The organism is Streptomyces sp. NPDC104831 (assembly GCF_055583025.1).
In genome coordinates this window covers 65504-88545 of the sequence record NZ_JBVJOT010000035.1, presented here as the reverse complement: position 1 = coordinate 88545, position 23042 = coordinate 65504, and the positions used below count along the sequence as shown (strand labels likewise).

Annotated in this window: 20 protein-coding genes; 9 read left to right on the top strand and 11 right to left on the bottom strand. The window is 72.9% G+C overall.

Annotation, left to right across the window (positions count from 1 at the left end):
* Positions 1–83 precede the first annotated feature (83 nt).
* Complete coding sequence (gene hutH, locus ACZ63H_RS23625; RefSeq protein ID WP_469868063.1) at positions 84–1622, top strand: histidine ammonia-lyase; 1539 nt, start codon at positions 84–86, stop codon at positions 1620–1622.
* Between the two features lie 55 nt (positions 1623–1677).
* Here hutH and ACZ63H_RS23620 read toward each other — a convergent pair whose 3' ends face one another.
* A complete protein-coding gene (locus tag ACZ63H_RS23620) occupies positions 1678–2451 on the bottom strand; it encodes a hypothetical protein (protein ID WP_469868033.1) in 774 nt (257 codons plus the stop codon).
* A 42-nt stretch (positions 2452–2493) separates the two neighbouring features.
* Positions 2494–2823: an LAETG motif-containing sortase-dependent surface protein gene (locus ACZ63H_RS23615; RefSeq protein ID WP_469868031.1), complete on the bottom strand. Its 330-nt coding sequence runs from the start codon at positions 2821–2823 to the stop codon at positions 2494–2496.
* A 109-nt stretch (positions 2824–2932) separates the two neighbouring features.
* Here ACZ63H_RS23615 and ACZ63H_RS23610 point away from each other — a divergent pair, with 109 nt between their 5' ends.
* From ACZ63H_RS23610 to ACZ63H_RS23590, 5 genes are all read left to right on the top strand, one after another.
* Entirely contained in the window at positions 2933–3277 is a 345-nt protein-coding gene (locus tag ACZ63H_RS23610; RefSeq protein WP_469868029.1) for a hypothetical protein, read from the top strand.
* Between the two features lie 228 nt (positions 3278–3505).
* On the top strand, positions 3506–4756 hold the full coding sequence (locus ACZ63H_RS23605) for a L,D-transpeptidase (RefSeq protein WP_469868027.1): 1251 nt from the start codon (positions 3506–3508) through the stop codon (positions 4754–4756).
* A gap of 136 nt (positions 4757–4892) precedes the next feature.
* On the top strand, positions 4893–6329 hold the full coding sequence (locus tag ACZ63H_RS23600; RefSeq protein ID WP_469868025.1) for an ABC transporter permease: 1437 nt from the start codon (positions 4893–4895) through the stop codon (positions 6327–6329).
* Between the two features lie 52 nt (positions 6330–6381).
* Complete coding sequence (locus ACZ63H_RS23595) at positions 6382–7065, top strand: ABC transporter ATP-binding protein (RefSeq protein ID WP_469868023.1); 684 nt, start codon at positions 6382–6384, stop codon at positions 7063–7065.
* Positions 7066–7367: 302 nt separating this feature from the next.
* Entirely contained in the window at positions 7368–10607 is a 3240-nt protein-coding gene (locus ACZ63H_RS23590) for a S8 family peptidase (RefSeq protein ID WP_469868021.1), read from the top strand.
* A 117-nt stretch (positions 10608–10724) separates the two neighbouring features.
* Here ACZ63H_RS23590 and ACZ63H_RS23585 read toward each other — a convergent pair whose 3' ends face one another.
* The gene (locus ACZ63H_RS23585; protein ID WP_469868019.1) at positions 10725–11636 is read right to left on the bottom strand and encodes a helix-turn-helix domain-containing protein; all 912 of its coding nucleotides are present in this window, start codon (positions 11634–11636) and stop codon (positions 10725–10727) included.
* 170 nt (positions 11637–11806) lie between these two features.
* Here ACZ63H_RS23585 and ACZ63H_RS23580 point away from each other — a divergent pair, with 170 nt between their 5' ends.
* Complete coding sequence (locus tag ACZ63H_RS23580; RefSeq protein ID WP_469868017.1) at positions 11807–12847, top strand: NAD(P)-dependent alcohol dehydrogenase; 1041 nt, start codon at positions 11807–11809, stop codon at positions 12845–12847.
* A 97-nt stretch (positions 12848–12944) separates the two neighbouring features.
* Here the strand turns inward: ACZ63H_RS23580 and ACZ63H_RS23575 are convergent, their stop codons facing one another.
* The 5 genes from ACZ63H_RS23575 to ACZ63H_RS23555 form a co-directional block, all read right to left on the bottom strand.
* On the bottom strand, positions 12945–13670 hold the full coding sequence (locus ACZ63H_RS23575) for a type 1 glutamine amidotransferase family protein (protein WP_469868015.1): 726 nt from the start codon (positions 13668–13670) through the stop codon (positions 12945–12947).
* Between the two features lie 149 nt (positions 13671–13819).
* Entirely contained in the window at positions 13820–14485 is a 666-nt protein-coding gene (gene msrA, locus ACZ63H_RS23570; protein WP_469868013.1) for a peptide-methionine (S)-S-oxide reductase MsrA, read from the bottom strand.
* Positions 14486–14577: 92 nt separating this feature from the next.
* Complete coding sequence (locus ACZ63H_RS23565; protein WP_469868011.1) at positions 14578–15705, bottom strand: hypothetical protein; 1128 nt, start codon at positions 15703–15705, stop codon at positions 14578–14580.
* A gap of 101 nt (positions 15706–15806) precedes the next feature.
* Entirely contained in the window at positions 15807–17438 is a 1632-nt protein-coding gene (locus tag ACZ63H_RS23560) for a M48 family metalloprotease (RefSeq protein ID WP_469868009.1), read from the bottom strand.
* 178 nt (positions 17439–17616) lie between these two features.
* Positions 17617–18735 (bottom strand): hypothetical protein, encoded by a 1119-nt coding sequence (locus tag ACZ63H_RS23555; protein ID WP_469868007.1) that lies wholly within the window; start codon positions 18733–18735, stop codon positions 17617–17619.
* 153 nt (positions 18736–18888) lie between these two features.
* Here ACZ63H_RS23555 and ACZ63H_RS23550 point away from each other — a divergent pair, with 153 nt between their 5' ends.
* Positions 18889–20043 carry a cystathionine gamma-synthase gene (locus ACZ63H_RS23550; RefSeq protein WP_469868005.1) on the top strand — a complete coding sequence of 385 codons (1155 nt, stop codon included), beginning with the start codon at positions 18889–18891 and terminating at the stop codon, positions 20041–20043.
* A gap of 30 nt (positions 20044–20073) precedes the next feature.
* Here the strand turns inward: ACZ63H_RS23550 and ACZ63H_RS23545 are convergent, their stop codons facing one another.
* From ACZ63H_RS23545 to ACZ63H_RS23535, 3 genes are all read right to left on the bottom strand, one after another.
* Positions 20074–20322: a hypothetical protein gene (locus ACZ63H_RS23545; protein ID WP_469868003.1), complete on the bottom strand. Its 249-nt coding sequence runs from the start codon at positions 20320–20322 to the stop codon at positions 20074–20076.
* A gap of 166 nt (positions 20323–20488) precedes the next feature.
* Positions 20489–20989, bottom strand: coding sequence for a sigma factor-like helix-turn-helix DNA-binding protein (locus ACZ63H_RS23540; protein ID WP_469868001.1), 501 nt, complete (start codon positions 20987–20989; stop codon positions 20489–20491).
* Between the two features lie 97 nt (positions 20990–21086).
* Complete coding sequence (locus ACZ63H_RS23535; RefSeq protein ID WP_469868061.1) at positions 21087–21593, bottom strand: MarR family winged helix-turn-helix transcriptional regulator; 507 nt, start codon at positions 21591–21593, stop codon at positions 21087–21089.
* Positions 21594–21754: 161 nt separating this feature from the next.
* Here ACZ63H_RS23535 and ilvA point away from each other — a divergent pair, with 161 nt between their 5' ends.
* The gene (ilvA, locus tag ACZ63H_RS23530) at positions 21755–22984 is read left to right on the top strand and encodes a threonine ammonia-lyase (protein ID WP_469867999.1); all 1230 of its coding nucleotides are present in this window, start codon (positions 21755–21757) and stop codon (positions 22982–22984) included.
* Positions 22985–23042 lie beyond the last annotated feature (58 nt).

The window sequence follows — 23042 nt, the reverse complement described above, 5'->3', positions numbered from 1 at the left end:
GAACCGCACCGAGCGGTAAGGGGCGCCTCCGGGACCCACTAGTGACACCACCGCATTCAATGCGTAGGCTCCTGAATATGGATATGCACACTGTGGTGGTGGGGACGTCCGGGGTCACCGCGTCCGACGTTCTCGCCGTGGCGCGCGGCGGTGCCCGCATCGAGCTGTCGACGGAGGCGGTGGCGGCCCTCGCGGCGGCCCGGGAGATCGTGGACGCGCTGGCGGCCAAGCCCGACCCGGTCTACGGCGTCTCCACCGGCTTCGGCGCCCTGGCGACCCGGCACATCAGCCCGGAGCTGCGCGCCCAGCTGCAGCGCAACATCGTCCGTTCGCACGCCGCCGGCATGGGCCCCCGGGTGGAGCGCGAGGTCGTCCGGGCCCTGATGTTCCTGCGGCTCAAGACCGTCTGCTCGGGCCGCACCGGGGTGCGGCCCGAGGTCGCCCAGACCATGGCCGACGTGCTCAACGCCGGGATCACCCCGGTCGTGCACGAGTACGGCTCCCTCGGCTGCTCCGGCGACCTCGCCCCGCTGTCCCACTGCGCCCTCACCCTCATGGGCGAGGGCGAGGCGGAGGGCCCCGACGGGCGGGTCCGGCCCGCCGGGGAACTCCTCGCCGAGCACGGGATCCGGCCCGTCGAGCTGCGCGAGAAGGAGGGACTCGCCCTGCTCAACGGGACCGACGGCATGCTCGGCATGCTGGTCATGGCCCTCGCCGACCTGGACACCCTCTACAAGTCCGCCGACGTCACCGCCGCCCTCACCCTGGAGGCGCTGCTCGGCAGCGACAAGGTCCTCGCGCCCGAGCTGCACGCCATCCGCCCGCACCCGGGGCAGGACGCCAGCGCCGCCAACATGCTCGCCGTGCTCAGGGGTTCGGGGCTCACCGGGCACCACCAGGACGACGCCCCGCGCGTCCAGGACGCCTACTCCGTGCGCTGCGCCCCGCAGGTCGCCGGCGCCGGACGCGACACGGTCGCGCACGCCCGCCTGGTCGCCGAACGGGAGCTGGCCTCCGCCGTGGACAACCCCGTCGTCCTGCCCGACGGACGGGTGGAGTCCAACGGCAACTTCCACGGCGCGCCCGTGGCCTACGTGCTGGACTTCCTCGCCATCGCCGCCGCCGACCTCGGCTCCATCGCCGAGCGCCGCACCGACCGGCTGCTGGACAAGAACCGCAGCCACGGCCTGCCGCCGTTCCTCGCCGACGACGCCGGTGTGGACTCCGGGCTGATGATCGCCCAGTACACGCAGGCCGCGCTGGTCGGCGAGCTGAAGCGGCTCGCCGTACCGGCCTCCGCGGACTCCATCCCGTCCTCCGCCATGCAGGAGGACCACGTCTCCATGGGCTGGTCGGCCGCGCGCAAGCTGCGCACCGCGGTGGACAACCTCACCCGGGTCATCGCGATCGAGCTGTACGCGGCCACCCGCGCCGTCGAGCTGCGCGAGGGCCTCACCCCGGCGCCCGCCACGCGGGCCGTGATCGACGCCGTGCGCGCCGCCGGCGTCCGGGGCCCGGGCCCGGACCGGTTCCTGGCGCCCGACCTGGCCGCCGCCGACGCCTTCGTGCGCGGCGGGGAGCTGGTGGCGGCCGTGGAGAAGGTCACCGGCCCGCTCCGCTGAACGGGAACGGGGCCCCGGACCGTGTCCGGGGCCCCGCCCTGTCCGTGGCGGACCGTCAGGTCAGCTTGGCGGCCTGCGCCTTCACGACCGGAGCGGAGACCGCGTAGGGCTTCTTGCTCATCATCGCGCCGATGTTGACCGTGGTGTACACCGCGAGGGTGCCGCCGTGCCGCACCACCTCGGCGTGCAGCGGCAGGGCGCCGTCCTCGCCCGCCTCGTTGGTCGCGGTGAACGCCACCGACGCGTCACCGGTGCCCACCGGCTTCTCCTCGGCGACCTTGGTGAACGTGCCCTTCTCGCCGTCCTGCTCGCCGGAGAAACCGGCCGCGCACGCCTTGACCGCGTCCCGCACCGAGGCGAGGGCCCGCTCGGCGCCGTCCCCGTCGTACGAGGCCAGGGTCACCACGGTGACGTCCAGGTCCATGGACTTGCCGAGCGCGTCCTCGAACTTGCCGTCGGTCAGGTCGTCCAGGGACGTGGCGTCGTCCGCGGGGTCCTTCTTCTTGTCCTGGGTGGCCATGCGGCTGGTGTTCGCCGCCGGGGCGCCGGGCGCGATGCCGGTGAACGCCCGGAGCACCGGATCGCACTTGGCGTCCGCGGACTTGACCTTGCCCCGGTCCGGGATGCCGCCCTCGACCGGCCCGACCTCGAACCCGGGCACCTCGCCCTTGGCGATGATCAGCCTGCCCAGCTCGGCGGCGCTCGGCGCCTTCCGGGCCGGCTCCGCCGCGTCCTTCGGCTTCTCGTTGCCACACCCGGTGACAAGGGCGAGCGACAGCACGCTCACAGCGGCTGTGGCGCACAGCCGCACGCCCGGTGATCTCTTCATGAGCGAACTATGTGCGGGACGTCAAGGCTTCGTCAAGGAAACTCAAAGTCCCAGGCGTTCGCGGCGCACCGAATAAACGACGAAACCGGCGCCCAGGGCGAGCAGCAGGCTGCCGCCGACGACGTAGGGGGTGGTGTCGAAGGCGCCCGTGTCGGCCAGTTCGGCCTCCCCGGCCGCCCGGTCCGTGCTCTGGACGGGCGCCGACACCGTTCTGACCTGCACGGCCTGCGTGACCCGCGCCGGCGCCGAGGTGGCCGCCGCCTCTCTATCCGGGGTGTTCTGCGAGGCGTTCGCGGACGGGACGAACCACAGTGCGCACAGCAGGGTGCCCGCGGCGGTGGCGGTCAGCAGCGGACGGCGAACGGATGACACGGAATATCGATCCCCTTGTGACGCTGGCGAATTGGCCGTGTGGGGCGATGTTAGTGAAAGGCGCGGGTCACGGGAAAGTCACGGGAGGTTTCGGCCGTACGCTCCCGTCATGAGCGCAGAAGAGACATCACGTTTTGTGCGGCTTCGGGTGGAGCTGGTGCTGGAGGTGCAGGACGAGGGCGAGGTCACCAAGGCCGCGCTGCGCCGCCTCGCCGGGGACGACGGGCTGCCCCAGGCGGAGCGGGCCCACGCCGAGTCCGCTGTGACGGAAGACACCGCCGAGGCCCTGGCGTATCTCGTGGACCCGTTCGACCTGGTCAGCGAGGTGCCCGGAGTGGAGCTCCAGCAGGCGTCCTGGTCCAGCGAGCGCGTCGACTACGACCCCGATTCGCCCGAGTGGGACCTGGACGAGGATGATGGGGAGGACGACGAGGAAGAGGACGGCATCGGCTGAGCGTCCCGGGGCACCAGAACCCCGGACGGCGCCCGCCGTCCGGGGTTTTCGTCGTCCCGGGGGACGCGCGGACCGCATCCCGCACCACCGTCGACCGCCGCGAGCCGCGGACGTGGGATGCCCCACAGATCCACGGGGCGGGAACGGGACGAACCGGCCGTAGCGTTGAAGGTTCTCGACGGGGGACTCTCGGGGTATCGCGACTCGGCAACGATGGAGAAGCTTGTGATGACGGACAGTAAGCGGCGCGGACGCCTGGCGGCCGCTTCCGCTCTGCTCGGCGGTGTGCTCGTGCTCACGGCGTGTTCCGGCGGCGACGCCGACGCCTCGGGCGGCGGCAGCGGCGACACCTCGCAGGCCAAGGTCGACGAGGCGGCGGCCAAGAAGTCCTCCGAGGCGCAGATCACGATCACGCCGAAGGACGGCTCGGCCAACGCGTCGATCAACAACTCCGCCGCCGTCACCGTCAGCAAGGGCACGCTCACCGGCGTCACCATGACCGGCCAGGACGGCAAGTCCGTCGCCGGGCAGCTGTCCGCCGACAAGAAGAGCTGGAAGCCCAGCACCCCGCTGGAGCGGTCCACCACCTACAAGGTCGCCGCGGAGGCCAAGGACTCCGAGGGCCGCATAGCCCACGAGAACGCCTCCTTCACCACGGTCTCCCCGGCCAACAGCTTCATCGGCACCTTCACGCCGGACAACGGCTCCACGGTCGGTGTCGGCATGCCCGTGTCGATCAACTTCGACAAGGCGATCACCGACAAGGCGGCCGTGCAGAGGGGCATCACGGTCAGCTCCAGCAGCGGCCAGGAGATCGCCTGTCACTGGTTCGGCGCCAACCGCATGGACTGCCGCCCGGAGGACTACTGGAAGGAAGGCTCCACCGTCACCCTGAAGCTGGCGCTCGACGGCGTCCAGGGCGCGAACGGCGTCTACGGCGTCCAGCAGAAGACGGTCACCTTCCACATCGGCCGCAACCAGGTCTCCTACGTCGACGCGCAGACCAAGCAGATGAAGATCACGCAGGACGGCAAGGTCGTCAAGACCATCCCGATCTCCGCCGGATCCCCCGACAACAAGACGTACGAGGGGCGGATGGTGGTCTCCGAGAAGTTCAAGGAGACCCGCATGAACGGCGCCACGGTCGGCTTCACCGACGACGACGGCAAGGGCGAGTACGACATCAAGGACGTGCCGCACGCCATGCGCCTGACCACCTCGGGCACCTTCATCCACGGCAACTACTGGGGCGCGCCGTCGGTGTTCGGCAGCGCGAACACCAGCCACGGCTGTGTCGGCCTGCGGGACGCGAAGGGCGCGAACGACCCGAGCACCCCGGCGGCCTGGTTCTACAACCACACGCTGATCGGTGACGTCGTGGTCGTCCAGCACACCGGCGACAAGACGGTCTCGCCGGACAACGGCCTCAACGGCTGGAACATGGACTGGGCGCAGTGGAAGGCCGGTTCGGCCGTCTGACGCCCCGCCGAACCCCGTGTGATGCCGCCCCCTTCCGGGGCGGCATCGCCGTTTCACGGAGCGGTGCGGACGCCTTCTCATGCTGCTCTTATGCGGGCCTTATCGTGTCATCACGGTCCGTCCCTAGCTTCGCGCCATGTTCTTCACCTACCTGAGGCGCGAGCTGCGCCGCCGCAGAAAGGCGGCCCTCGTCGTCGCCTCCGGCCTCGCGCTGGGCATCGCGCTGGTCATCGTGGTCGACTCCGTGTCGAACGGCATGGGCAAGGCCCAGGACAAGGTGCTCCAGTCGCTGTACGGACTGGGCACGGACATGACGGTCACCAAGGCGGCGTCGGCGCCCACCGGTGACGCCCAGCGCCCCCGCTTCCGCTTCGACGCCGGTGGCGACGACGACTCCGCCCAGAGCAGCGACCGCGTCATGGTGCAGGGCTTCCAGACACTGCCCGCCGCCACGGTGACCGAGGTCGGCGCGCAGTCCGGGGTCGCGGACGCGGCCGGCGGGCTCAGCCTCCAGGTCCTCAAGGTCAGCGGCCAGTTCACCCGGGGCCGGTTCCAGCAGGACGGGGGCGGCGGCTTCCAGCGCGGCGGCGCGAACGGCGCCCCCCAGGGCGAGGTGAAGGGCGGCGGCGCCGACTTCGACGTCAACAGCTACTCCGTCTACGGCACCGACGTCACCAAGCCCGGACTCGGCCCGCTGACCTCCTCGAAGATCACCAGCGGTCGTCCGTTCAAGGCGACGGAGACGAACGCCGCGGTGGCCGTCGTGGACTCCGCCTACGCCAAGCAGAAGAAGTACGGGACCGGCTCCACGGTCACCGTCAAGGGCGTGAAGTTCACGGTGATCGGCATCGCCACCGCCGACAGCGGGGACGCCGCCGCCAACCTGTACATCCCGCTGAAGCGGGCACAGAGCCTCGGCGACGCGAAGGGCAAGGTCACCACGGTCTACGTCCGGGCGACCGACTCGCAGCGGATCGACAGCGTCAAGTCGCGGATCCGGCAGAACGTCCCGGGCACGACGGTCACCACCTCCGCCGACCTCGCGGACACCGTCTCCGGCTCGCTGTCCACGGCCTCCTCCCTCGCCGCCGGCGTCGGCACCTGGCTGTCCGTCGCGGTGCTGGCCGCCGCGTTCCTGGTGGCCGGGCTGCTCACCTCCTCCGCCGTCTCCCGGCGGGTGCGCGAGTTCGGCACGCTGAAGGCCCTGGGCTGGAAGTCCGGCCGGGTGACCCGGCAGGTGATCGGCGAGGCCATGGTCAACGGACTGGTCGGCGGGGCCCTCGGCATCGCCCTCGGCCTGCTGGGCGCATACGTCGTCACCGCCGTCAGCCCCGGTCTCCAGGCCCAGCTGGGCGGCGCCACGGGTGGCGGGCCCGGCCCGGGCGGCGGCTTCGGCGGGGCGGGCCGGCGCACCACCAAGACCCTGGAGGTGGCGCTCACGGCCCCGGTCGGCATGACGACGATCGTGCTCGCGGTGGGCCTCGCGGTGGCGGGCGGCCTGATCGCCGGGGCGTTCGGCGGCTGGCGGGCGTCGCGACTGCGCCCGGCGGACGCGCTGAGGCGGGTGGAGTAGCCCGGCACCCCGACCGGCCGACCACCCGCGAACCCCACTCAGGAGCCACCCCGTGTACGAACTGAAGAACGTCACCAAGCGCTACAGCAGGGGCAAGGACACCGTCCACGCCCTCGACGGCGTCGACCTCGTCATCCCCGACGGCGACCGGCTCGTCATCCAGGGCCCCACCGGCGGCGGCAAGTCCACCCTGCTGCAGATGCTCGGCGGCCTGGACCGCCCCACCTCCGGCGAAGTCCTCCTGGACGGCACCGACCTGGCCCGGCTGGGCGAGGCCCGGCTGACCGGGCTGCGCAGCGAGAGCATCGGCTTCGTCTTCCAGTCCTTCAACCTCATCCCCACGCTCACCGCCCAGGAGAACGTCGAGACCGCCCTCGTACCCCTCGGCGTCAAGACCCGGGAGCGGCGGGAGCGCGCCGCCGAGGCACTGCGGTCGGTGGGCCTCGGCGAGCGCCTCGGGCACCTGCCCGGCGAGATGTCCGGAGGCCAGCAGCAGCGCGTCGCCATCGCCCGGGCGCTGGTGAAGAAGCCCAAGGTGCTGCTGGCCGACGAACCGACCGGCAACCTCGACGAGGGCATGCGGGACGAGATCATGGACGTACTCGAAAGCCTGTGGCGGGAGCACGGGCTGACCTTCGTCATGGTCACCCACGACTCCGCGCTGGCGAACAAGGCGCCGCGCCTGGCCACCCTGCGCAAGGGGCGGATCACCGTGAAGGAGAACGCGGGCGCCTGACATCCCATAACACCCCTTCCCTATAAGGGACTTCGCGATCCTGTAACGGTGTCCCGGAGGGCGCGTAACAGTTTCCGGCCGTGCTTTCCCACCGTTCCCTCCGCTATTGAGCCGCCTGATCACCTCCCGGCATACTTCGTTGCCCGGGAGGCCGGCGCGCACGTGTGCGAGTCCGCCCCCGGCCGGGTGAACGGGGAATTCGCCCGGTACCTCATCTCCAGGGGGAGAACTTGCGCGCACAAGTGAAAAGAGCGGCCGCGGCCACCGTGGCAACGGCCGCGGCAGTCGCCCTCGCAGCGGGTATGACCAGCCCCGCGTCGGCGAAGCCCGCCCGCACCACCGCGGGCGCCTCGGCGCTCACCGCCAAGCACCACGTCACCCTCATCACCGGTGACCGCGTCGCCCTCGACGCCAAGGGCCGCATCGTCGGCCTGGAACGGGGCAAGGGCCGCGAACACATACCCTTCCAGGTCCGCAAGGCGGCCGGCCACACGCTGGTGATCCCCGCCGACGCGGCCCGGCTGGTCGCCTCCGGCACGCTGGACCAGCGCCTGTTCGACGTGACCGAGCTGAACAAGGCCGCCACCCGCGAGGCGCACAAGAGCGGCCTGAAGGTCATCGTCGGCTACCGCGGCACCGCCTCCGCCACCAAGGCCGAGGTGCGGGACGCGGGCACCCTGCGCCGCAGCCTGAAGGCGCTCAACGCGGACGCCGTACAGACCCCGGCCGAGGACACCGCCGGGCTGTGGCACGCCGTCACCGACGGCGACAGGACCGCCTCCGGCATCGCGCACGTCTGGCTCGACGGGGTCCGCAAGGCCAGCCTCGACAAGTCCGTGCCGCAGATCGGCGCCCCCGCAGCCTGGAAGGCCGGCTACACCGGCAAGGGCGTCAAGGTCGCCGTCCTGGACACCGGCGTGGACACCCGCCACCCGGACCTGAAGACCCAGGTGACCGAATCGAAGAACTTCACCACCGCCGCCGACGCCACCGACCACTTCGGCCACGGCACGCACGTCGCCTCCATCGTGGCGGGCACCGGCGCCAAGTCGGGCGGCAAGTACAAGGGAGTGGCCCCGGACGCCGAACTCCTCAACGGCAAGGTCCTGGACGACTCCGGCTACGGCGACGACTCCGGCATCCTCGCCGGCATGGAGTGGGCGGCCGCCCAGGGCGCCGACGTCGTCAACCTCAGCCTCGGCGGCTACGACAGCCCCGGGATCGACCCGCTCGAAGCCGAGGTCAACAAGCTCTCCGCCGAGAAGGGCGTCCTGTTCGCGATCGCCGCGGGCAACGACGGCCCCCAGTCGATCGGTTCGCCGGGCAGCGCGGACGCCGCGCTCACCGTCGGCGCCGTCGACGACAAGGACAAGCTGGCGGACTTCTCCTCCACCGGCCCGCGCGTCGGCGACGGCGCCATCAAGCCCGACGTCACCGCGCCGGGCGTCGACATCACCGCCGCCGCGGCCGCGGGCAGCGTCATCGACCAGGAGGTCGGCCAGAAGCCCGAGGGCTACCTGACCATCTCCGGCACCTCGATGGCCACCCCGCACGTCGCGGGCGCCGCGGCCCTCCTGAAGCAGGAGCACCCCGACTGGCGCTCCACCGAGCTGAAGGGCGCCCTGACCGGCTCCACCAAGGGCGGCGCGTACACCCCCTTCGAGCAGGGCTCGGGCCGCATCCAGGTCGACAAGGCCATCGGCCAGTCGGTCGTCGCCGACCCGGTCTCGCTGAGCTTCGGCGTCCAGCAGTGGCCGCACACCGACGACACCCCGGTCACCAAGAAGCTGACGTACCGCAACCTCGGCGACAAGGACGTCACGCTCACCCTGACCAGCTCCGCCACCGGCCCCAAGGGCGCGGCGGCCCCGGCCGGCTTCTTCAAGCTCGGCGCGGACAAGGTCACCGTCCCGGCGCACGGCACGGCCGCGGTCGACCTCACCGCCGACACCAGGCTGGGCGGCACCGTCGACGGCGCCTACTCCGCGTACGTCACGGCGACGGGCGACGGCCAGAGCGTCCGCACGGCCGCCGCGGTGCAGCGCGAGGTGGAGTCCTACGACGTCACGCTGAAGTTCATCGGCCGTGACGGCAAGCCGACCCCGAACTACAACGCCGACTTCACCGGCGTGGCGGGCCTGGCGAACGGCGTCTGGGAGAACCCGTACGACAAGTCCGGCACGGTGAAGGTGCGCGCGCCCAAGGGCACGTACATCCTCAACACCGGCATCTACGCCGACCCGAAGGACGCCGCCAAGGGCACCGACTGGATCGCGCAGCCGAAGCTGACCGTCGACAAGAAGCAGACGATCACCATCGACGCGCGCAAGACCAAGCCGGTGGACATCACCGTCCCGGGCTCGGGCCTGAAGTCGCAGTTCGCCTCGCCGGGCTTCGACGTCACGATCGGCGACGGCCAGTACGGCTACAGCTGGTTCCTGGACTCGTACAAGAACTTCCGCACCGCCCACCTCGGTCCGCAGCTGCCCGCCGGCACGCTGCGCCAGCAGTGGGACGGCCACTGGACCAAGGGCGCCACGGAGGAGTACGACGTCACCTCCGGCGGCGCGGTCAAGCAGCTCGCCGCCGGCTACACCCGGCACTACAAGGCGGGCGACCTGGCCACGGTGAAGGTCCGGATGGGCGCGGCGGCCCGCGGCAAGAAGGGCTCCGTCGACGCGATCGGCTGGCTGCCCGACAGCTCCGGCGCCTCCTCCATCAGCATCCCGCAGAACCTGCCCGGCACCCGCACCCTGCACCTGTCCGCCAAGGACGGCGTGCGCTGGAACCTGGAGTTCGGCCAGAACGGCGGGGTGGACCAGGACGGCTTCCCGGTCTCCGACGCCGGCTACGCGCTCGGCCAGTTCTCCTTCAAGGCCGGCCAGAGCTACACCAAGACGGTCAACACCGCCGTCTTCGGCCCGCACCTGAGCAAGGACCTCGGTGTCTTCCGGGACGGCAACGAGATCTACGGCGCGCTGCCGCTGTTCGCCGACTCGGCCAAGAACGCCGGATACTCGGTCCTCACCTCGGCGAAGACCACCCTGTACCGCAACGGCACCAAGGTCGGCACGAACGACGACCCGCTGTACGGCGACAAGACCTTCAAGGTCCCGGCCGGTGACGCGGCGTACAAGCTGACGACCTCGGTCAAGCGGTCCGTGAAGGTGTCCGAGGCCTCCACCCGGATCGACGCGACCTGGACCTTCCGGTCCAAGAAGCCGTCGAGCGGCTCCGCCCAGCTGCCCGTCTCCGCCCTGCACTTCGGCGCCACCACCGGCCTGGACAGCCGGGTCGCCGCGGGCAAGAAGGTCACCTTCCCGGTCACCGTGGAGGGCGCCGCCGCCGGCCGCAACCTGAAGTCCCTCGCCGTCTACGTCTCCTACGACGGCAAGACCTTCACGAAGACCACCGTCAAGAGCGGCAAGATCACCGTGAAGAACCCGGCGAAGAACAAGGCCGTCTCGTTCCGCGCCAAGATCACCGACAAGAAGGGCAACACGTCGGAGATCACGATCTACAACGCGTACTTCGGCAAGTGATCCCGCACTAGCCGACCGTCCGCACCAGCGGCCCGCAGCAGGCACCCGCCCGCTGCGGGCCGTTCGCCGCTCCCGGCCGGGGACACCTCCCCGTGACCGGACGGCAGCCGCCCGGCCCTAGGCCGAGGGGACCGCCCGGGTGGCGTCCGTGCCCCAGCTGGCCAGCAGGCGCAGGGAGTCGGCGGTGGGGGAGTCCGGGTCGGCGTGGTAGGTGACCAGGGACATGTCCGAGCCGTCCGTCAGCCGGAAGCTCTCGAAGTTCAGCGCCAGGTCGCCCACCAGGGGATGGTGCAGGTGCTTGACGCCATGGCTCTTCTCCTTGACGTCGTGCGTGGCCCACAGCCGGCGGAACTCCTCGCTCTTCACCGACAGCTCGCCCACCAGCGCCGACAGCTTCGGATCGTCCGGATGGCAGCCCGCGTCCATGCGCAGGGCGCACACGATGTCGATCGCCTTCTGCTCCCAGTCGACGAACAGGTCCCGGTAGTCGGGGCGCAGGAACACCAGCCGGGCCCAGTTGCGCTCGGCCGCCGGCAGCTGCGCCCAGTCGCCGAAGAGGGCCGCCGCCATCGGGTTCCAGGCGAGGATCTCCGCCCGCCGGCCCACGACGTACGCCGGCACGCCCTCCATGGTCCGCAGCAGCTGCCCCAGCGCCGGGCGCACCTGCTGCTGGCGCGCCCCCTGCTTCTTCTTCAGCGCCTTCGGCTTGGCCAGATGGGTCAGATGGGCGTGCTCGGCGTCCGTCAGCCGCAGGGCCCGCGCGATCGCGTCCAGCACCTCCGCCGACACGTTCCGGCCGTTGCCCTGTTCCAGCCGGGTGTAGTACGCCACCGACACCCCGGCCAGCTGCGCCAGCTCCTCCCGGCGCAGCCCCGGCACCCGCCGGTGCCGTCCGAAACCCGACAGTCCCACGTCCTCCGGCTTCAGCCGGGCCCGCCGGCTGCGCAGGAACTCGCTCAGCTCCGCCCGCCGGTCCAGGGTCCGGCCGGTGAGTCCTCGCGCGTCCGGCTGCTCGTCCCTGCTGTCCATACGTCCAGTATTCCTGGTCGTATGCCCACGAGCCTGACCCCGCTGGTGGTAGGCACGGCGGTCGTACGCAAAGGCGTGGTCTGGGCGCGCGGCCGGGCGCGCGGCAGGCTGGACGCGTGCCCGGCACCAGGAAGGCCGGGCACGAGATCGACCGCTAGGAGAACCCCGGCATGACCACTGTTGCCGCATACGCCGCGCCCGCCGCGAAGGCCCCGCTGGAGCGGACGACCATCGAGCGACGCGCGGTCGGCGAGTTCGACGTCCTGATCGACATCAAGTTCGCCGGTATCTGCCACTCCGACATCCACCAGGTCCGCGAGGGCTGGGGCGAGGCGATCTTCCCGATGGTCCCCGGCCACGAGATCGCGGGCGTCGTCACCGAGGTCGGCACCGGCGTGACGAAGTTCCGGGCCGGCGACCGGGTCGGCGTCGGCTGCATGGTCGACTCCTGCCGCGAGTGCGAGAACTGCCTGCGCGGCGAGGAGCAGTACTGCCTGAACGGCATGGTCGGCACCTACAACGCCGTCGGCAAGGACGGCGAGCCCACCTACGGCGGCTACGCCGAGAAGATCGTCGTCGACGAGAACTACGTCGTCCGCATCCCCGACGGCCTGTCCCTGGACGTGGCCGCGCCGCTGCTGTGCGCGGGCATCACCACGTACTCCCCGCTGCGCCACTGGAACGCGGGCCCCGGCAAGAAGGTCGCGATCGTCGGCCTGGGCGGCCTCGGCCACATGGCCGTCAAGCTCGCGCACGCCATGGGCGCCGAGGTGACGGTGCTGTCCCAGTCCCTGCGCAAGAAGGACGACGGGCTGAAGCTGGGCGCGGACCACTACCACGCCACCAGCGACCCGAAGACCTTCGAGGAGCTGGCCGGCACCTTCGACCTGATCGTCTCCACCGTGTCCGCCCCGATGGACTTCGGCGCCCTGCTGTCGCTGCTGAAGGTGGACGGCGCGCTGGTGAACGTGGGCGCGCCCGAGGAGCCGGTCTCCCTCAACCTGTTCTCGGTGATCGGCGGCCGCAAGACCCTCGCGGGCTCCATGATCGGCGGCATCCGGGAGACCCAGGAGATGCTGGACTTCTGCGCGGAGCACGGCATCGGCGCCGAGATAGAGCTGATCGCCGCGTCCGAGGTCAACGAGGCGTACGAGCGGGTCCTCGCCAGCGACGTCCGCTACCGCTTCGTGATCGACACGGCGACGATCTGATCCGCGCTCCTGCCGGGCCGTAGTCCCGCCGGGCCGTGGTCCTGCCGGGCTACGGCCCGCGGCGCGTCGTCTGCCGGCCGCGGGCCCCGGAGCGCTCCTACTCCAGGCCGAAGCGCTCCCCGGCGCCGTACGCCCGCACCAGCACGCCCCCCTCCGGCGCGGGCCGCACCACGTGCACCCGCCCGGCACCGGACACCCGGGCCTCCCCGTCACCCACCGCGAGCAGCGTGTTCTCGTCCACGGCGACCCCGTACGGAACCTCCCGCCGCCCGACCGCCGCGACCAGCCGGGGCAGCGTCCCCCACTGGGCGGCGTGCACGTCCACCGCGAACGGCACCAGCCCGAGCCCCGCCCGGACCTCGACCTCCGCCAGGTCCTCGCCGGTCTCCTCCGGGCACACCGGGACGCCGTCCACCAGCCACCCGCCGACCACGGCCCGCCGCGCGGCGACGGCGGCGCCGGCGGAGAAGCCCGCGTACGGCAGCCCGCGCGCGGCCAGCAGCGCCGGCAGCCGCTCCAGGCACTCCGCGAGCGCGTCCTGATACGCGGGCGTGAGCCCCCCGCACACCAGCAGCCCGTCGATCCCGTCCAGCGCGGCCTCCGGCGCGAACCGGCCGCCGAGCGGCACCGGAAGCGGCACCGGCACGCACGGGGGACCGGCCTGCCGCAGCGCCGCCGCGTACCGCTCGAACTGCGCCGCCCCGTCCCCCTCGTCCAGGATCAGACACCCGATCCGCCGTTCGCCGCGCACCTCCCGCAGAAACGGTTCGTACACCTCGGCGCGGTCCCAGCCGCCCCCGATCAGGAACGTACGACTGCCCATGCCCTCCCCTTCGCTCCCTGTGGCACAAGGGGCGAATCTACGGGGCACGGGCCACCGGCGTCGCCTCGTTTACCCCGGTGGCCCGGGCACGACGCGCCCCCCTCACCCTGGGCGAGGGGGCGCGCGGAAGGAGCGCCGTGCCGGGAGGCTCAGCCGCCTGCCCGGGCCACGCCGACCGGGCAGGACAGGCCCGTGCCGCCGAGGCCGCAGTAGCCCGCCGGGTTCTTGTCCAGGTACTGCTGGTGGTACGCCTCGGCCGGGTAGAAGGTGCGGCCCTCGGCCGGGAGGATCTCCGTGGTGATCGTGCCGTAGCCGGAGGAGGTCAGGACCTTCTGGTAGGCGTCGCGGGAGGCCTGTGCCGCCGCGGCCTGCTCCGGGGTGTGCGTGTAGATCGCCGAGCGGTACTGCGTGCCCACGTCGTTGCCCTGCCGGAAGCCCTGCGTCGGGTCGTGCGACTCCCAGAAGGTCTTCAGCAGGCTGTCGTAGGAGACCTGCCGCGGGTCGTAGACCACCCGGACCGCCTCCGTGTGGCCGGTCAGGCCCGAGCAGACCTCCTCGTACGTCGGGTGCTCGGTGTAACCGCCCTGGTAGCCGACCAGGGTCGTGTACACGCCCGCCGGTAGCTGCCAGAACTTGCGCTCGGCGCCCCAGAAGCAGCCCAGGCCGAAGTCGGCGGTCTCCAGGCCCTCGGGGTAGGGACCCAGCAGCGGGGTGCCGAGGACGGTGTGGCGTTCCGGGACCGCGTAGGCGGGCGCGGGACGGCCCTTGAGCGCCTGCTCGGGGGTGGGCAGCTGGGGCGTGCGGCCGAACAGCATCGGGTCTCCCTGTCGGTCGGGGTCGGGCGCCGGCCGCCTCGGCGGCGCGCCGGCACCCCGTACAACACCCCGCACACCCCCGGGCATTCCGGTCAGACCCGCGCCGCGGCCGTCTCCTCCACCAGCCGGACCGCCGTGTTCCGGACCCGGCAGTAGTACTCGGCCATGTCGCCGCGGTAGCGCCACGGCAGCGCGTTCACATGCCCGTCGACCAGCTTGAACTGCTCCAGCGCCGCCTCGTTGCGGTCCTGGAGGTGCAGGTAGTACGCCAGCAGGTGGCGCAGTTCCGGCAGCCGCGGGTGGGACGGGTCGGCCGCCGCCGCGTCCGCGAGCGCCGCCTCCACCCGGGCCCGCATCTCGGGCGTGTTGTCGGCCTCGGTGTCGTCCGACTCGTCGTGCTCGAAGTGCGCGATCAGCGGCAGCGCGGTCAGCAGGCTGCCCAGCGGCGCCCCGGCCGCCGCCCGCTCGGCGAACTCCCGGGCCAGCCGCTCCGAGCCCCGCCACTTCGCGCACCAGTACTGAAGCGCCGAGAAGTGCGCCTCGTAGTGGTGCGGGGCGCGGCTCGTGACCTCCGCCCACAGGTCGTCCATCCGCGCGTTCGGATAGCCGAGGCCCAGCGCCACCCAGATCTCCGCGACGAGCGGGGTCGGGTCGTCGGGGTTCAGCGCCGCCGCCCGCGCGACGTCCTCACGGGCGGCGGTCAGCGTGCGGCGGAAGCCGTCGAACTGCTCCTGGGTCGTGTACTTCGCCTTCTTCCCGCCCCGGATCTTCCAGGCCAGGATCACCGTGCTGCGCGCGCGGACCACGGCCGCGTCCGGGTCGTCGGGCCGGACCGCCTCCCAGGCCAGCAGCCACGCGTCCTCCTCGGCCGCGCGGTCGGCCAGCAGGTAGGCGAGCGCCGAGCGGCGCTCCCAGTCCCGGCCGACCGCCGCGAGCAGGTCGGCGGCCGGCCGCCAGTCACCGCCGCGCACGGCCGCCAGGGCGGCCGTCCACTGGGCCGGCAGCGGGGCGGCGAGGTCGGTGTTCTGCCGCTCGGGGGGCAGCAGGCCGAGCTTCCCGGCGGCCTCGGCCTCCTGCGCGGCCTCGGTGCCGGCGTCGGTGTCCGCGTCGTCGTCGGGGCTCGGCGAGAAGAGTTCCCTCAGGAACACCCAGAGCAGCCACCCCAGGAAGATCGCCGTGGGGACGGCCAGGATGCCGAGGATCCAGAGGAGGACGGTCATGCGGTGTTCCGTTCGTTTCGGTGGTGCGGGCGGGGTCGGGCGTCCGGCTCCCGGTGGTGCGGGCGGGCAGGCGTTCCGGCCGTGGTGGTGCGGGCGGTGGGTCAGGCGGCTTGGACCACCGGTGGCAGCAGCGCGCGCAGCCGGTCGGTGTCGGGGTGGTCGGCGACCGCGGCCTCCAGGGCCGCGTCCAGCACGGCCTCGGGGGTGTCGCCCTCCGGGCCCATGCCCCAGTCGGGCAGCCGTGGGGACGCCGGGCCGGTCCAGGAGAACTCCCAGCGCAGCAGCGAACGGGAGCCGAACTCGGCCAGCACCATCGTGCGCAGCGAGCGGTACAGCGCGGGCCGTACGAACTCGCGGAACGCCCGCCCCTTCGCGGCCGCCGCCTCCTGCGACAGCGGCAGCCGCTCCGCCAGCCGCCACAGCCGGCCGTCGTCGATGACGTCCAGCAGCGCGGCCAGCGTCGCCGGCCGGCCGGTGTACGCGGTCAGCGCCCGGTGCAGCGGGGTCCGCGCGGAGGAGAGGCCCTCGGCCATGGCGGCGTCCAGCAGCTCCGCCCAGTCCGCGGCGCGCGGGTAGGCGAGCAGTTCGTCGAGGAGGACGGCGTCCTCCAGGGCGGCCAGGGTGCGCGCCGGGTCGGCCAGCAGTGCCAGCGCGGCTCCCGTGCCCTCGTCGGTGCGCCCGTCGGCGGGCAGCGCCTCGATCCGGCGCACGCGGTCGGCGGTCGGCGGGTGGGAGTCGTACGGCCCCGCCGGCACCTCGGCCAGCTCCGCGCGCGGCCCCGCCGGCTCCGGCCCCCGGGCGGACAGCAGCCGGCCGAAGCCGCCGAAGAACTCGCCGCGCGGCGGCAGCAGGCGGGCGGGCAGGCCCAGCGTGGCGTAGGAGTCCAGGTAGAAGTCGTGGGAGGCGGTCAGCGCCGGTATCGCGCGCAGCGCCGACGCGGTCGCGTCCCGGCCGGCGATCCGGGCGGCGGTCAGGTCGGCGGCGTACTCCTGGCCGCGCGCGGTGGCCAGGGAGGCGCGCAGGTAGAGCTTGCCGTAGGCGGTGTAGACGCGGGCCATCGTCCGGTACGTCGCCCCGACGCCGGTGGTGTCGATCTCCTTGGCCTTCTTGCCCTTGGCGACCCGTTTGGCGGACGCCCGTTCCTGGCGGGCCCGGTCGGCGGCCACCTTGTCGTCCGCCTTGGCGTGGAACTGCCCGATGACCCGGCCGATCTGCACCCGCCCGCGCACCACGAGCGCGGACAGCCGGGTGTCACCGCCGGTGAAGTGCCCGAACTCGTGGGCGAGCACCGAGCGCAGCTGGGCCTCGGTCAGACCGATGAGGAGCGGCACGCCGAGCGTGAGGTGCCGCGGGCCGGGGAGCAGACCGAGCAGCCGCGGCTGTTCGCTGACGGACGCGTTGACCTCGCCGGTGAGCAGGATCCGGTCGGGGGCGCGGGTGCCGGCCACCGCGGCCAGCTCCCGGACCAGCGCCCACAGCCGGGGTTCGGCGGCGTCGGTGACCGGGAGGCCGGGCGGATCCTCGCCCTTCGGGGTGCGCAGCATCAGCATGCCGCGGACGATGGGGACGGCCAGCACCACCGTGACGAAGCCGACCTTCGCCGTGAGCGGTCCGTGTCCCCAGGTGAAGACCAGGACGTCGAGGCCGGCCAGCGCGGCGAGCAGGACGAGGCTCAGCAGATGGAAGCCGAGCAGCAGAACGAGAGCGCGCAGCGCGCGCAGCAGTGCGCCCATCGGGCAGATCCCCCCACAGGACCCCGGAAACAGGACATGACGAAGCGGCGGAAAAGGACATGACGGCTGCACCGGACCGGTGGCCGGTCGGTGCGGGTGAAGCGGTGTGGGGGGAAGCGGAGTATGCCCTACCGCAGGTCAGAAGGGCAATGTGAGGGACACATAAGGGTGGGCCCGGTCAGCCCGGCAGGCCCGCCGGGCTGCCGCCGTTGGACTCGTAACCGGCCACCGCCAGCGCGCGGTGGAGGGCGAACGCGGCGGCCGGGTCGTCGGCCAGGGTCCACGGCAGGGCGCCCACGTGCCCGTCGACGTGGAGGAGCTGGTCCATGGCCTCGGCCCAGCGTTCGGCCCGCACCAGGAAGAAGATCAGCAGGTGCCGGACGTGCGGGAGCGTCGGGTCGTCGGGGCCCGCGGCGTGCACCGCGTGCAGCGCGCCGTGGATCGCCTTGGTGACGACCTCGCTCTGGTAGAAGCTCGCGACGAGGTTCACCTCGGGAAGGTGCTCGAACACCGCGAACAGCGGCAGCGCGGCGAGCAGCGAGCCCTCCGGGGCGCGGGCCGCCGCGTTCTCGGCGAAGGAGTACGCCTGCTCACGCGAGCCGTGCCACTTCTCGCACCAGTAGTGCAGCGCGGCCAGGTGCGCGCCCATGTGATAGGGCGCACGGTCGAGGATCTTGGCCCACAGCCGCTCGAACTCGGCGGGCGGATAGGCCAGGCCGCGCCCGATGGACAGCTCTATGACGTACGGCACCGGATCGCCGGGGGCCAGCAGGGCGGCCTCCGCGCAGGCATTGCGGGCCTCCTCCATGATGATCCGGAACTCGTCCGTGCCCGGCGTCGACGTGCGCCACGCCTGCTGCACCAGGAACTCCGCGTGCACGGCGGCGCCGCCCGCGTCCTTGGGCTTCTCCGCCCGCCACACCCGCAGCCACTGGCCGCCCGGCGTCTCGTGCACCCCGCCGGGCCGCCGCTGGAGCTCCAGCGCGGCGGCGCCGGCGAAGGCCTGCACCCGCTGCCAGCGCAGCTCGCCCCGGGCCTCGGTGCCGGCCAGCAGCTGGTCGGCGGCCCGGTAGTCCTGGGTGCGCTGGACCAGGTCCAGGGTCTGCAGCAGGTCCTGGTCCGGGCCGGGCAGGCGCACGTCCAGCTCCTCCTCGCGCCGGAAGCCGTAGGCCGCCGGGTCGGCGGCGTCCGGGTGTCCCGCCGGGACCCGCTGGATCCCGCCGCGCCCGCGCCGCAGAACCGGGAGCAGGACGAGGCTCAGCATGAGCAGCGCCATCAGCAGCCAGAGAATCGCCATGCCTCAAGCGAACCAGACCCCGCCGACAATTGGCGAACCCCGCCGCCCTCCTGTGGAAAACTCCCGGTCAGAGCATGACGGCAATGTTGCAGAAGGGGACGAAGACTCTTGCCGGGCGTCAAGAACCGGCCGGGCGCATTACGCTCGATGCACATGAGCGACAGGCACATCAGCGACCACTTCGAGACCCTCGCGATCCATGCGGGCAACACCGCGGACCCCCTCACCGGCGCGGTCGTCCCGCCGATCTACCAGGTGTCCACCTACAAGCAGGACGGCGTCGGCGGGCTGCGCGGCGGCTACGAGTACAGCCGCAGCGCCAACCCGACCCGGACCGCGCTGGAGGAGAACCTCGCGGCGCTCGACGGCGGCCGCCGCGGCCTCGCCTTCGCGTCGGGCCTGGCGGCCGAGGACACGCTGCTGCGTACGCTCCTCGGCCCCGGCGACCACGTGGTGATCCCGGACGACGCCTACGGCGGCACGTTCCGGCTCTTCGCCAAGGTGGCGACCCGCTGGGGCGTGGAGTGGTCCGTCGCCGACACCGCCGACCCGGCCGCCGTGCGGGCCGCGATCACCCCGAAGACGAAGGCCGTCTGGGTGGAGACCCCCTCCAACCCGCTGCTCGGCATCACCGACATCGCCGCCGTGGCCCAGGTCGCCCACGACGCGGGCGCAAGGCTCGTCGTCGACAACACCTTCGCCACCCCCTACCTCCAGCAGCCGCTGGCGCTCGGCGCCGACGTCGTCGTGTACTCGCTCACCAAGTACATGGGCGGCCACTCGGACGTCGTCGGCGGCGCGCTGGTCGTGGCCGACCAGGCGCTGGGCGAGGAGCTGGCCTACCACCAGAACGCGATGGGCGCCGTCGCCGGCCCCTTCGACTCCTGGCTGGTGCTGCGCGGCACCAAGACCCTCGCGGTGCGCATGGACCGGCACGGCGAGAACGCCACGAGGATCGCCGACATGCTGACCCGGCACCCGCGCGTGACCCAGGTGTACTACCCGGGCCTGCCCGACCACCCCGGCCACGAGGTCGCCGCCAAGCAGATGAAGTCGTTCGGCGGCATGGTGTCGTTCCGCGTCGCGGGCGGCGAGGAGGCCGCGCTCCGGGTGTGCGGCCGTACCGAGGTGTTCACCCTCGGCGAGTCCCTCGGCGGGGTCGAGTCCCTGATCGAGCACCCCGGCCGGATGACGCACGCCTCCGTGGCCGGCTCCCAGCTGGAGGTTCCGGCCGACCTGGTGCGCCTGTCCGTCGGCATCGAGAACGTCGAGGACCTGCTGGAGGACCTCAAGCAGGCCCTCGGCTAGGCACCCGGGACCCCGCCGGCCGGGACGGGCTCACCAGACGGTGACCGGGGGAGTCGTCCGCGAGGGCGGCTCCGCCCACGGCCGGGCCTCGGCCGCCCACACGGCGAACGCGAGGACCGCCGCGCACGCCAGCAGCCACAGCACCCGGCGCGCCAGCCGGCGCCGCCGCAGCAGCCGGTCCCCGCGGCGGACCGCCTCCGGGTACAGCTCCGGCGGCACCGGCACCACGGCCCGCCCGAGCACCGCCCGCACGGCGGCCTCCCGCTCCCCGCGCCTCACCGCGGCCTCCGGCACCGGCCGGGCGGGGGCGACGGAGGTACGGCGCCCTCCGCGGGCCTCGCGGGGACCGGGCACGCGCGCGCGGCCGGGCGCCGCGCCCTGGTCACCGTTCCCCTCCCACCGTGGGGAAGGACGCCCGCCCCGGCGGGCCTGCCGTGGGCGCGGGTCATGACGGGGCCGCCTTCGTGACGGCCCGGCCCGCCGGCGCCGGCCGGGCCGGGTGCAGCACGGTGGCCGTCGCGCGGTCGCAGAGGGTGCGGACGCGCTCGCTCGGCAGGCCGAGCAGCGCCGCCGCCCGTTCCTCGGCCACACCCTCGTGCACCCGCAGCACCAGCACCAGCCGCTCGCGCGGGGTGAGCCCGGCGAGCGGGCCGCGCGGACCGGGGCGCGCGCGACCGAAGCCGCCGCGGTGCCAGGCGGTACGGGCGAAGCGGGCGACGAGGTACTCGCGCGCGCGGTCGTACGGATCCTCGCCGCGCAGCCGGTCCCAGCGGGCGTAGGTGTGGGCGAGCGCGAGCGTCAGCAGGCGCCGCGCGCGCGGATTGGCGTCCGGCGCCTCCGCGGTGAGCAGCGTGGCCGCGTGCAGCAGGCGCCCCGCCGCGCCCGCGACGAACGCCTCGAACTCCCGGGCCCGGCGCTCATCGCGAGCCGGTTGCCGATCACGCACCGCGCCTCCCCTGACGGGGTCCTGTCCGGACCCGTCTCATATCAAGCCAGGGGCGGCCCGGGGGTCAAGACGTGGGATCCCTCCGGTGCGGGCGCGGCTAGGAGCCCGGCGGCTGCTCCGCCGGCCCGACGCCCTGCACGGCCATCCGCGCGGAGAGCGCGTGGTTGAAGCGGGTCAGGAGCGTGCAGAACTGCTCGCGCTCCTCCGGCGCCCAGTCGTGTGTCAGCTCGGCCATGAGCTGACGCCGGGACGAGCGCACCTCCTCCAGCCGGACGGCGCCGCGCGGCGACAGCTGGAGCACCACCGCCCGCCCGTCCTCCGGGTGCGAGGTGCGCTTGACCAGGCCGGTGTCGACCAGCGGGGCCACCTGCCGGGTGACCGTGGAGGAGTCGATGCCCATGCTCGCCGCGAGCGCCTTGACCCCCATCGGGCCTTCCTTGTCGAGGCGGTTGAGCAGCAGGTACGCGGCACGGTCCATGGAGTTGCGCACCTGGCCTACGCCGCCGAGCCGCGTCTGCTCGGCACGGCGGGCGAACACCGCCACCTCGTGCTGGAGGGATTCGAGAAGACCGGTGTCACCGACGGTCGTCATGTCCATCGACATTCCTGGTGTTGTGGGCATGGCCGGAGGCTCACTTCATGAGGGCTGCTGGGTTGGGGGACAGGGTACGCGGCCCGGGGCCGGGCCGTACCGGGGCTGGGCGAACCGGTCTCGCAGCTTGGTCACACCCGTCGTGCGCAAACGTGAACTGCGATGCTGGTGGCATGAACCACCGCACGGCCGACTCCTTGCGCTCCGTCACCCTCGACGACGTGCGCGGCGCCCGGAAGATGTTGTCGGGCGTGGCCCGGGTGACCGCGCTGGAGGGCAGCCGGTACCTGTCCCGGCTGGTCGGCGCGCCGGTGCACCTCAAGTGCGAGAACCTCCAGCGGACCGGTTCGTTCAAGCTGCGCGGCGCCTATGTGCGGATCGCGGGGCTGCTGCCCGAGGAGCGGGCCGCCGGCGTGGTGGCCGCGAGCGCGGGCAACCACGCGCAGGGCGTGGCGCTGGCCTCCTCGCTGCTGGGTGTGCACGCCACGGTGTTCATGCCGCAGGGGGCGCCGCTGCCGAAGGTCAGCGCGACCCGGGACTACGGCGCCGAGGTGCGCCTGCACGGCCAGGTGGTCGACGAGACGCTGGCCGCCGCCGAGGAGTACGCCGCCCGCACCGGCGCGGTGTTCATCCACCCCTTCGACCACCCGGACGTGATCGCCGGTCAGGGCACGGTCGGCCTGGAGATCCTGGAGCAGTGCCCCCAGGTGCGCACGATCGTCGTCGGCATGGGCGGCGGCGGGCTCGCGGCCGGGATCGCGGTGGCGGTGAAGGCGCTGCGGCCGGACGTCCGGATCGTCGGTGTCCAGGCGGAGGGCGCCGCCTGCTACCCGCCCTCGCTGGCCGCCGGACGCCCGCTGTCGCTGGCCAACCCGGTGACGATGGCCGACGGCATAAGGGTGGGACGGCCCGGCGTCGTGCCGTTCGGCATCGTCGGCGAGCTGGTGGACGAGGTGCGCACGGTCGGCGAGGACCAGTTGTCGGCGGCGCTGCTGCACTGTCTGGAGCGGGCCAAGCTGGTCGTGGAGCCGGCCGGGGCTAGCCCGGTCGCCGCGCTGCTGGCCGCGCCGGACGGCTTCGAGGGGCCGGTGGTCGCGGTGCTCTCCGGCGGCAACGTCGATCCGGTGCTGATGCAGCGCGTGCTGCGGCACGGCATGGCCGCGCAAGGACGCTACCTGGCCGTGCGGCTGCGGCTGACGGACCGGCCGGGCGCGCTCGCCACGCTCCTCGGGGTGCTGTCGGCGGCCGACGCCAACGTCCTCGACGTGAGCCACGTCCGCACCGACCCCCGCCTCGGGCTCACGGAGGCGGAGGTGGAGCTGCACCTGGAGACCGGGGGACCGGCGCACTGCGCGGAGGTCGGCCGGGCCCTGCGGGACGCCGGCTACACGGTCATCGCCTGACACTCCCCGCCCGGCCCCGTCGCCTGACCTCCCGAGGCCGACCACCCGATCGGGTGAG

What these genes read in the sequence shown, in the direction of transcription:
- hutH (WP_469868063.1), top strand. Translation starts at nt 84, where the DNA reads ATGCACACTGTGGTGGTGGGGACGTCCGGGGTCACCGCGTCCGACGTT.
- ACZ63H_RS23620 (WP_469868033.1), bottom strand. Translation starts at nt 2,451, where the DNA reads ATGAAGAGATCACCGGGCGTGCGGCTGTGCGCCACAGCCGCTGTGAGC.
- ACZ63H_RS23610 (WP_469868029.1), top strand. Translation starts at nt 2,933, where the DNA reads ATGAGCGCAGAAGAGACATCACGTTTTGTGCGGCTTCGGGTGGAGCTG.
- ACZ63H_RS23605 (WP_469868027.1), top strand. Translation starts at nt 3,506, where the DNA reads ATGACGGACAGTAAGCGGCGCGGACGCCTGGCGGCCGCTTCCGCTCTG.
- ACZ63H_RS23600 (WP_469868025.1), top strand. Translation starts at nt 4,893, where the DNA reads ATGTTCTTCACCTACCTGAGGCGCGAGCTGCGCCGCCGCAGAAAGGCG.
- ACZ63H_RS23590 (WP_469868021.1), top strand. Translation starts at nt 7,368, where the DNA reads ATGACCAGCCCCGCGTCGGCGAAGCCCGCCCGCACCACCGCGGGCGCC.
- ACZ63H_RS23585 (WP_469868019.1), bottom strand. Translation starts at nt 11,636, where the DNA reads ATGGACAGCAGGGACGAGCAGCCGGACGCGCGAGGACTCACCGGCCGG.
- ACZ63H_RS23580 (WP_469868017.1), top strand. Translation starts at nt 11,807, where the DNA reads ATGACCACTGTTGCCGCATACGCCGCGCCCGCCGCGAAGGCCCCGCTG.
- ACZ63H_RS23575 (WP_469868015.1), bottom strand. Translation starts at nt 13,670, where the DNA reads ATGGGCAGTCGTACGTTCCTGATCGGGGGCGGCTGGGACCGCGCCGAG.
- msrA (WP_469868013.1), bottom strand. Translation starts at nt 14,485, where the DNA reads ATGCTGTTCGGCCGCACGCCCCAGCTGCCCACCCCCGAGCAGGCGCTC.
- ACZ63H_RS23565 (WP_469868011.1), bottom strand. Translation starts at nt 15,705, where the DNA reads ATGACCGTCCTCCTCTGGATCCTCGGCATCCTGGCCGTCCCCACGGCG.
- ACZ63H_RS23560 (WP_469868009.1), bottom strand. Translation starts at nt 17,438, where the DNA reads ATGGGCGCACTGCTGCGCGCGCTGCGCGCTCTCGTTCTGCTGCTCGGC.
- ACZ63H_RS23555 (WP_469868007.1), bottom strand. Translation starts at nt 18,735, where the DNA reads ATGGCGATTCTCTGGCTGCTGATGGCGCTGCTCATGCTGAGCCTCGTC.
- ACZ63H_RS23550 (WP_469868005.1), top strand. Translation starts at nt 18,889, where the DNA reads ATGAGCGACAGGCACATCAGCGACCACTTCGAGACCCTCGCGATCCAT.
- ACZ63H_RS23535 (WP_469868061.1), bottom strand. Translation starts at nt 21,593, where the DNA reads ATGTCGATGGACATGACGACCGTCGGTGACACCGGTCTTCTCGAATCC.
- ilvA (WP_469867999.1), top strand. Translation starts at nt 21,755, where the DNA reads ATGAACCACCGCACGGCCGACTCCTTGCGCTCCGTCACCCTCGACGAC.